Here is a 426-nt window from a genome sequence, read left to right as displayed (position 1 = left end):
AACTTAGCCCAGGATCTTGGCAACAACGCCGGCGCCGACGGTACGGCCGCCTTCGCGGATGGCGAAGCGCAGGCCTTCTTCCATGGCGATCGGGTTGATCAGCTTGACGGTGATCGACACGTTATCGCCTGGCATGACCATTTCCTTGTCCGCTGGCAGTTCGATCGAACCGGTCACGTCCGTGGTACGGAAGTAGAACTGTGGACGGTAGTTGTTGAAGAATGGCGTGTGACGGCCGCCTTCATCTTTCGACAGAACGTAGATCTCGCCCGTGAAGTGGTTGTGCGGCTTGATCGAGCCTGGCTTGGCCAGAACCTGACCACGCTGGACATCTTCACGCTTGGTGCCGCGCAGCAGCAGACCGACGTTGTCGCCGGCTTGACCCTGGTCCAGCAGCTTGCGGAACATTTCCACGCCGGTGCAGGT

At 59.9% G+C, this 426-nt stretch carries 1 protein-coding gene; it reads right to left on the bottom strand.

Annotated elements, in window-relative coordinates:
• Nucleotides 1-3: 3 nt before the first annotated feature.
• On the bottom strand, nt 4-426 hold a 423-nt coding region (locus GM672_RS27905), incomplete at its 5' end, for an EF-Tu C-terminal domain-related protein (RefSeq protein WP_371867115.1).

Origin of the sequence: Pseudoduganella buxea, assembly GCF_009720835.1 — a bacterium.
Lineage (GTDB): Bacteria > Pseudomonadota > Gammaproteobacteria > Burkholderiales > Burkholderiaceae_D > Rugamonas > Rugamonas buxea.
The sequence above is the reverse complement of the archived record's forward strand: the minus strand, read 5'-3'. Positions and strand labels throughout refer to the sequence as shown.